The sequence below is a fragment of the Neisseria sp. S1 genome (assembly GCF_048060015.1).
Classification (GTDB): Bacteria; Pseudomonadota; Gammaproteobacteria; order Burkholderiales; family Neisseriaceae; genus Neisseria; species Neisseria arctica.
On record NZ_JBLUPI010000015.1, the window covers coordinates 32,049 to 41,079 of the forward strand.

At 46.3% G+C, this 9,031-nt stretch carries 4 protein-coding genes and 2 pseudogenes; all 6 read left to right on the forward strand.

The window, feature by feature from the left end; genetic code table 11:
• Positions 1 to 209: 209 nt before the first annotated feature.
• On the forward strand, positions 210 to 1,547 hold the full coding sequence (locus tag ACEPPX_RS10440; protein WP_416623978.1) for a murein transglycosylase A: 1,338 nt from the start codon (positions 210 to 212) through the stop codon (positions 1,545 to 1,547).
• A 296-nt stretch (positions 1,548 to 1,843) separates the two neighbouring features.
• On the forward strand, positions 1,844 to 3,292 hold the full coding sequence (gnd, locus tag ACEPPX_RS10445; RefSeq protein ID WP_416623979.1) for a decarboxylating NADP(+)-dependent phosphogluconate dehydrogenase: 1,449 nt from the start codon (positions 1,844 to 1,846) through the stop codon (positions 3,290 to 3,292).
• 356 nt (positions 3,293 to 3,648) lie between these two features.
• Positions 3,649 to 5,013 carry a tRNA uridine-5-carboxymethylaminomethyl(34) synthesis GTPase MnmE gene (gene mnmE / locus ACEPPX_RS10450; RefSeq protein WP_416623980.1) on the forward strand — a complete coding sequence of 455 codons (1,365 nt, stop codon included), beginning with the start codon at positions 3,649 to 3,651 and terminating at the stop codon, positions 5,011 to 5,013.
• 178 nt (positions 5,014 to 5,191) lie between these two features.
• Positions 5,192 to 6,121 (forward strand): EamA family transporter RarD, encoded by a 930-nt coding sequence (rarD, locus tag ACEPPX_RS10455; RefSeq protein WP_416623981.1) that lies wholly within the window; start codon positions 5,192 to 5,194, stop codon positions 6,119 to 6,121.
• Positions 6,122 to 6,604: 483 nt separating this feature from the next.
• Positions 6,605 to 7,621 (forward strand): annotated as a pseudogene (gene ftsY / locus ACEPPX_RS10460) (signal recognition particle-docking protein FtsY); the annotation flags it as partial.
• Between the two features lie 425 nt (positions 7,622 to 8,046).
• Positions 8,047 to 8,793: pseudogene (gene cas9 / locus ACEPPX_RS10465) on the forward strand (type II CRISPR RNA-guided endonuclease Cas9); the annotation flags it as partial.
• Positions 8,794 to 9,031: the final 238 nt, after the last annotated feature.

A 9,031-nucleotide genomic window follows, 5' to 3' on the forward strand; every position in this document is an offset into this window, starting at 1 on the left:
ATTTCCGTGAATAATCCCTTAAAAATCAGGGAACCAAAAAGCCGATTGATAAGTCTGCCAAATTTATTCTGTTTACCGGATATATTTGGTAAAACGTTGATGTAGGTAGCTGATACATTTTCATCTACATCTTGTAACCACATGCCTTATCATTAAACTAAGATATTGTATTAAAACAAATTATCTGAAGACAACTCGGAAAATATTTCATGAATGCTACTAAAATCATCCGTTTTTCATTACCGGTTTTACTAACCGCCGTTTTGGCTGCCTGTAGCAGTCGGCCGACTACTCCGCCAGTTGTCATACCGCCTAAAGATACCGTTACCATACCCGGCACGCCTTTACCGGCAGGTACACCTTCTCCGATCGGTTATAGCATTAGCCCTCCGGGCAGCGGTACTACTTATCAGGTTGTTTCTCATTCGGCATTACCTCAGTGGCAGGTTCAGCGTTTCGGTCAAAGCCTCCGTGCTTTCCGCTTGGGCTGCGAACGTTTGAAAAATCAAGCCGATTGGCAAACTGTATGTACCCAAGCAACACAAACACCTATTGATGATGTTTCAGCTAAAACATTTTTCGAACAATACTTTACCCCTTGGCAAGTGAGCAGTAACGGCAAGCTTGGCGGTACCGTTACCGGTTATTACGAACCCGTTCTACATGGCGATACGAAGCAAACATCCAAAGCCCGCTTCCCGATTTACGGCATACCTAGTGATTTTGTTTCTGTCGATCTGCCTGCTAATTTGCGCGGTAGTAAAGCAACTGTGCGTATCCAACCGACCGGAGCAAACAGCGGCGTAATCAGTAATAGCGGCAGCTATACGGCGAATCTGGCTGAATTTCCGATTACCGAACGTACCCGCGCATTAAAAGGCCGCTTTACAGGCAACCGTTTTGTTCCCTACTACACCCGAAATCAGATTAACGGCGGCGCATTAAACGGGCGTGCTCCGGTTTTAGGTTATGCAGACGATCCGGTTGAACTGTTTTTTCTGCATATCCAAGGTTCGGGCCGTCTGAAAACTCCCGACGGCCGCTACATCCGTCTCGGTTTTGCCGATAAAAACGAATATCCTTATGTTTCCATAGGCCGCTATATGGCCGATAAAGGATATCTCCCATTGGCGCAAACCACGATGCAAGGAATTAAAGCCTATATGCAGAAAAACCCGCAGCGTTTGGCTGAGGTACTCGGCCAAAATCCGAGTTATGTTTTCTTCCGCGAGCTGCCCGGTAACGATGTCGGCCCGATCGGTGCTTTGGGTGTACCGTTGTTGGGAGAATACAGCGGCGCAGTTGACCGCCACCATATCACTCTCGGCGCGCCTTTATTTGTAGCGACTACCCATCCTATCCGCAATGATGCGCTAAACCGCCTGATTATGGCGCAAGATACCGGCAGTGCGATTAAGGGTGCTGTGCGTGTGGATTATTTTTGGGGATACGGTGATGAAGCAGGTAATGTGGCCGGTAAGCAGAAACACACAGGTTATGTATGGCAATTACTACCCAACGGCGTAATGCCGCAATATCGCCCTTAAGTTTTGGGATATAAAACCGTTATATAAAATAAAGGCTGTTTGAAACGGCCAGGCCGTCTGAAAACTTTCAGACGGCCTTTTCAACGGTTGGTAAGCTTGAATATTCCGAAGTAAAAATATCATGTTCGAAACTTTTATGAATTGGCTATTTTTTTATCGCATATTGCGTACTTTTATAAAAAAGATTGCATAAATATCAATGCATAAGATTTTTTTATGATTGTCTGCCTTGCCCTGATAGGTTAAAGTGTCGGGTAAATTAAAAATTTCACATACTTCACAAAAGGATGCTTCCGATGAAAGGTGATATCGGTGTAATCGGTTTGGCCGTAATGGGACAAAACCTGATTCTCAACATGAACGATAAAGGATTCAAAGTGGTGGCTTATAACCGCACCACTTCCAAAACCGAAGATTTTCTCAACGGCCCAGCAAAAAACACCCAAATTACCGGCGCATATTCGCTGCAAGAATTAGTCGATAAATTGGAAAGCCCGCGCAAAATCATGCTGATGGTTCGTGCAGGCGAAGTGGTTGATGATTTTATCGCACAATTGCTGCCGCTTTTGGATCAAGGCGATATTATTATCGATGGCGGCAATGCCAACTATCCCGATTCCACCCGCCGTACACAATATTTGAAAGAAAAAGGCATCCGTTTCATTGGCGCGGGTGTATCCGGCGGTGAAGAAGGCGCGCGCCACGGCCCCTCTATTATGCCGGGCGGTAACGAAGAAGCTTGGCCTTATGTGAAGCCGATTTTACAAGCCATTTCTGCTAAAACTCCGGCAGGAGAGCCCTGCTGTGACTGGGTAGGCAGTGATGGTGCCGGCCATTTTGTGAAAATGGTGCATAACGGTATCGAATACGGCGATATGCAGCTGATTTGTGAAGCCTACCAATTCATGAAAGACGGTTTGGGCTTGAGCTATGATGAAATGCACCGTATTTTCAGCGAATGGAATAATACCGAACTCGACAGCTACCTGATTCAAATTACTGCTGATATTCTTGGCTTTAAAGATGAAAACGGCGAGCCGCTGGTTGAAAAAATTCTGGATACTGCAGGTCAAAAAGGTACTGGCAAATGGACAGGCATCAATGCCTTGGATATGGGCATTCCGCTCACGCTGATTTCCGAAGCCGTATTTGCCCGCTGCGTTTCTTCGTTTAAAGAACAGCGTGAAAAAGCAGGTGCTTTGTTCGGCAAAACCATTACTCCGGTAGAGGGTGATAAAGCCCAATGGGTAGAAGCCTTGCGCCAAGCATTGTTAGCTTCGAAAATTATTTCGTATGCCCAAGGTTTTATGCTGATTCGTGAAGCCAGCGAAACCAAAAACTGGAATCTGAATTACGGTAATACCGCTTTGCTTTGGCGTGAAGGTTGTATTATCCGCAGCGCATTTTTGGGTAATATCCGCGATGCGTACGAAGCTAATCCGGATTTGGTATTCCTCGGCTCGGACAATTATTTCAAAAATATTCTCGAACAATGCATGGGCGCATGGCGCAAGGTTGTAGCCAAGTCAATTGAAGCAGGTATTCCCATGCCCTGCATGACTTCGGCGATTACCTTTCTCGACGGTTACACATCAGCCCGTCTTCCTGCCAACTTGTTGCAAGCCCAACGCGATTACTTCGGTGCACATACTTACGAACGTACAGACCAACCGCGCGGTACATTTTTCCACACCAATTGGACAGGTAAAGGCGGCAATACAGCGTCTACGACTTACGATGTTTAAGTAGTTGCAACTTTATAAAAAGGCCGTCTGAAAACTTTTCAGACGGCCTTGATTATTTTTCAATATATTGTTTTAAAAAATAAAAATATAAAAATAAAAATGCTGCCAAGTATTTTTTAAACATAGGTATCTGGCACAGTTTGCCTAAGATTTCCGCTCGTTTCATACCTGATAACGATTTACCGACAAATTATGCACAAAATTATCCACAGGTTTGGAGAATTGTTCGTAATCGGGTAAACACCGTAAACATACATTAATATTTAAACAAATATTAATGTATCCGCGCTATCGTCATTATGACTTCGCTTTCGCTTCCTTATATAATAACCACATTCATTTTTTGAAAGCACAAGATGTCCGCAGTCCAACCCACTATTGCAGCCATTGCGACCGCCCCGGGCCGGGGCGGTGTCGGCGTGATCCGATTGTCGGGAAAAAACCTGCTGCCGTTGGCACAAACCATCAGTGGCGGTAAAACACCTAAGCCGAGACAGGCACTTTACACCGATTTTTTGGCTGCCGACGGCAAACCTTTAGATAACGGTTTGCTGCTCTACTTTGCCGCTCCGGCCAGCTTTACCGGTGAAGACGTGATCGAATTGCAAGGCCACGGCGGGCCGGTAGTGATGGATATGCTGCTGCAACGTTGTTTGGAACTGGGTGCCAAAATGGCGGAACCGGGCGAGTTTACCAAGCGTGCTTTTTTAAACGGCAAGCTTGATTTGGCACAGGCCGAAAGCGTTGCCGATTTGATTGACGCCTCCAGCCAATCTGCCGCACGCATGGCTTTGCGTTCGCTGAAAGGCGCGTTTTCGGAGCATATCCATGAATTGGTAGACGGTTTGATTACCTTGCGGATGTTGGTAGAGGCTACATTGGATTTCCCCGAAGAAGACATCGATTTTCTCGAGGCTGCCGATGCAAAAGGCAAATTGGCCGGTTTGCAAGCCCAATTACAAACCGTATTGGCGAGTGCTACCCAAGGCGCGATTTTGCGCGAAGGTATGAATGTGGTTTTGGTGGGCGCACCCAATGTGGGTAAATCCAGCCTGTTGAATGCTTTGGCCGGTGATGAGGTTGCGATCGTAACCGATATTGCCGGTACCACCCGCGATACTGTACGCGAACAAATCACGCTCGACGGTGTCCCTATACATATCATTGATACCGCAGGTTTGCGCGAAACGGATGATGTTGTGGAAAGAATCGGTATCGAGCGCAGCCGTAAGGCCGTTCAAGAAGCCGATATTGCCCTGATTCTGCTTGATCCGCGTGAAGGTATTAATGCGACTACCCGCGCTATTCTCGAGAGCCTGCCTGGTTCACTGAAAAAAATCGAAATCCACAATAAAATCGACTTAAGCGGTGATTCCGCATCTGTTTCAGACGGCATAGATACTCTTAGCGGTGCAGATACCGTCATCAAAATTTCCGCCAAACACAAACAAGGGTTGGATCTGCTCAAACAAGCCTTGTTGAAGCAAGTTGGTTGGCAAGGGGAAAGCGAGAGCCTGTTTTTGGCTCGCAGCCGTCATCTGAATGCCCTGCATACTGCTGCCGCCGAGTTGGAAAACGCCGCATTGTGCGGTAATCACCAGATCGAGTTGTTGGCCGAACATTTGCGGCTGGCACAAGTAGCTTGCAATGAGATTACCGGTGAGTTTACGGCCGATGATTTATTGGGTGTGATTTTTTCCCGTTTCTGCATTGGCAAATAATGTTTGCCTTGCCGTCTGAAAGCCGTGAATGAGTTATAAAACGGTAATGATTTGCCGGCAGTATTGGTTTTGAATGATTTTTGGTAGGCCGAATATAGTACTTGCCTGTTTGGCTTGCTTATTCTCCCGTGCTAACAGCAGATTTTGGTTTCTGCCATTTATATTTGAATGCCCGACAATGAATGCCACCCGTTCAGACGGCCTCAGTGAAACCCAAAAAGGCCTGATTTATGCGCTTTCCTGCTACCTGATTTGGGGAACGTTTCCGCTGTATTGGTATCCCCTTACCCACAGCGTGATCGGAGCCGACCAATTATTGGCACAGCGGGTTGTATGGTCTTCGGTATTTGTCGTCATCGTTGTTGCCGTTTGCGGTTATGGCCGAACCCTTTTGGACGCATTTTCCAACCGCAGGCTGTTATCCACTTTTATTTTTTCATCAGCGGCTTTGGCGGTGAACTGGCTGGTGTTTTTATGGGCAGTTACCCACAACCATGTGTTGGATTCCAGTTTAGGTTATTTTATTTCACCGCTGGTTAGCATTATGCTAGGCCGTTTTTTTCTGAAAGAATGCATCAACCGCACCCAAATCATTGCTATTTTGCTCGCGGTTACCGGTATCTTGTGGCTGGCAATACCCGCTGGCCGGATACCTTGGGTGGCTTTGTTGTTGGCGGCTAGTTTCGGCATCTACGGCTTATTGAGAAAAACCGCTCCGATGGATGCTTTACCCGGGTTGGCTTTGGAAACTCTATTGATGCTGCCGTTTGCTGCCGCATATCTGGTTTGGACAGCGTGGCACGGCGGGCTGATTTTCAGCGAATTGCCGCCCTTACCATTAGCTTTATTGGTGTGTTCGGGTATTGCCACTACCATACCGTTGATATTTTTCGCCGCAGGTGCACGGCGTATTCCTTTAAGCCATTTCGGCATGATCCAATACATTACGCCTACTGCCCAGCTTATGGTCGGTTTGACTGTTTTTCGTGAAACTTTCACTTTTTCCCGTTTTATCGGCTATACATGGGTATGGCTCGGTGTGGCAGTTTATCTTTTCGGCATTTGGCAGCAGTATCGCGCCGGCATACGCACCAAAAATACCATTTAGCCCTGCCGATGCCAAAAGAGCAGAGATTTGAACAGCTTCATGGCGGGCAGATCGCAAAGAGAACTGATTCAATCGGAAGTAGGATTTTCAGAGTTGCTTAAAAATAAGCTACAATAGCCCGATTACCCGGCCAACTAATTTATTGAGAGAAAACACATGTTCAGTTTCTTCAAACGTAAGAAAAAAACAGAGGAGCAGTCTGCCGAGCTGCTTGAAGATTCCCAAACTGAAGTGGAAACCCTTACAGCCGGTTCAGTCGAACCGTTTGATGATGCAGAGCCTGAGTCTGCCGAAGAGGAAGTTGCTCCGCTGACCGAATCCGAACGTGCCGCCGTTGCCGCAGATGCCGAAACCAATCCAATCAGCAGCTTGGTAGCCGATGTCGTAGGCGGTCATAACTCATTGCCGGAGCAATTCGATCCTAATGCCCCGGTTGTCAAAATCCACACTGAAACCGCTATTCAGGAAATTTCCGAACCATTGGAGTTGGCGGCGTCGGAAGCTGCTGATGTTTTGAAACAGGCCGACAGTATTGCTACGGTTGCTGCTGCCGTACCTCATGCCCAGACCATAGAGGAAGAACCTGCCAAACTCAGTTGGGCGGCACGTTTGAAACAAGGTTTGACCAAATCGCGCGACCAAATGGCCAAATCATTGGCCGGTGTATTCGGTGGCGGACAAATCGACGAAGATTTGTATGAGGAACTAGAAACCGTATTGATTACCAGCGACATGGGCATCGAAGCCACCGAATATCTGATGCAAGATGTGCGCAAACGTGTTTCTTTAAAAGGGTTGAAAGACGGCCAAGAACTACGCGGCGCATTAAAAGAAGCTATTTACGATTTGATTAAACCCCTTGAACAACCTTTGGTAATTCCCGATACCAAGCAACCCTTTGTTATTATGCTTGCCGGTATCAACGGGGCAGGTAAAACCACTTCTATCGGCAAACTGGCCAAATATTTCCAAAGCCAAGGCAAAACGGTTTTATTGGCTGCCGGCGATACCTTCCGCGCGGCAGCCCGCGAGCAGTTGCAGGAATGGGGGGCGCGTAACGGCGTTACCGTAATTTCGCAAGCCTCAGGCGATTCGGCCGCTGTGTGCTTTGATGCCGTAGAGGCTGCAAAAGCCCGTGGTATCGATATCGTATTGGCTGATACGGCAGGCCGTTTGCCTACCCAGCTACACTTGATGGAAGAAATCAAAAAAGTGAAGCGTGTGCTGCAAAAATCCATGCCGGATGCGCCGCATGAAATCATTGTCGTTCTGGATGCCAATATCGGCCAAAATGCCGTAAACCAAGTTGTTGCCTTTGATGATGCCTTAGGTCTCACCGGCCTGATCGTTACCAAACTCGACGGTACTGCCAAAGGCGGCGTTCTCTCCGCCCTTGCATCCAGCCGCCCGATTCCGGTGCGCTATATCGGTGTGGGTGAAAGCATTGATGATTTACGTCCTTTTAATGCCCGAGCGTTTGTAGATGCTTTGTTTGACTAAATAGCGATATATTAAAAACAAGGCCGTCTGAAATACATTTTTCAGACGGCCTTGTTTTTTATTTGTGAAAATACCGGTTCGTTTTAAATCAAATTCTGATTATTTATAAGAAATGCGGGGAATGATTTCTGTGATTAAAAGGCCGTCTGAAAAATTATAATTATTTTTGGGTAATAAAAGCTTTGCAGCTAAAAACAAAAATATAAAAACGATGCCCCTTAAAGCCTAAACTTTAAGGGGCAGAGCGTTGCGGCATATCTTATACAGGTATAAGAAGCCTTATTGTAGCAACGTTTCTCATTTCGCAGTGCAACAATATGTTGCTTATCTTAGCAAAAAGATTCATGTTGTCAAGTACTATATTGCATATAAATAATTAGTTAAGATATATTTATTACATATAACAACAACATGGGAGAATTGTCATGTCTATATCTCATTTTCGATTAAAACAGCTAAATTATATTCTTGGCCTTGATTTAGGTATTGCTTCGGTTGGCTGGGCCGTAGTGGAAATCGATACAGAAGAAAATCCTACCCGTTTGATTGATGTGGGCGTACGTACTTTTGAGCGCGCCGAAGTGCCGAAAACAGGCGATTCTTTAGCTGCCGCCCGCCGCCAAGCGCGAAGTGCCCGCCGGTTGATCCGCCGCCGCACCCATCGTTTGTTGCGTGCCCGCCGTTTATTGAAGCGTGAGGGTATTTTGCATGCAGATGATCTTAATGCGGAGGGCTTGGTTAAAGCGCTACCGAATACGCCTTGGCAATTGCGTGTTGATGGTTTGGATCGAAAATTAATGCCGAAGGAATGGGCTGCTGTTTTGCTACATTTGGTAAAACATCGAGGTTATCTTTCCCAACGTAAAAATGAAAGCGAAGGCGCGGATAAAGAATTAGGCAGATTATTGGCAGGTGTACACGAAAACCACCAAGCCTTACAAAGTAGCGAGTACCGTACTCCTGCTGAATTGGCTGTTAAAAAATTCCAAGCCCAAAGCGGGCATATACGTAACCAGCGTGGCGATTATACGCATACGTTTGACCGCAAAGATTTACAGCAAGAATTACACCAATTGTTTGCGGCGCAGCAGAAATACGGCAATCCGTTTGTTTCAGACGGCCTCAAGCAAGGTATTGAAAGCCTGTTAATGCAGCAATGGCCGGCCTTATCCTGAAGCCGCGCGCGATAAATCAGCGCAATTTTTGAGATAAACCGTTTTTAAATTTATTTCACCATGTGCAATAAATTTTCAAATCCTGCCAAACAAAGGCAGGATTTTTTTTATTGGCTTGAACAAAGCACTCCGATTGCTCGGCTGTTTTAAGAAGCTAGGGCATCATGTATCCATCAGTTAAACATACAAGGAAATTAAAAAATGGACACATTAGAAATCAGAGCTGCTACAAAAT

Bases quoted from the DNA above. Each gene is read 5' to 3' on its own strand.
- ACEPPX_RS10440 (WP_416623978.1), top strand. From the start codon at position 210: ATGAATGCTACTAAAATCATCCGTTTTTCATTACCGGTTTTACTAACC.
- gnd (WP_416623979.1), top strand. From the start codon at position 1,844: ATGAAAGGTGATATCGGTGTAATCGGTTTGGCCGTAATGGGACAAAAC.
- rarD (WP_416623981.1), top strand. From the start codon at position 5,192: ATGAATGCCACCCGTTCAGACGGCCTCAGTGAAACCCAAAAAGGCCTG.
- mnmE (WP_416623980.1), top strand. From the start codon at position 3,649: ATGTCCGCAGTCCAACCCACTATTGCAGCCATTGCGACCGCCCCGGGC.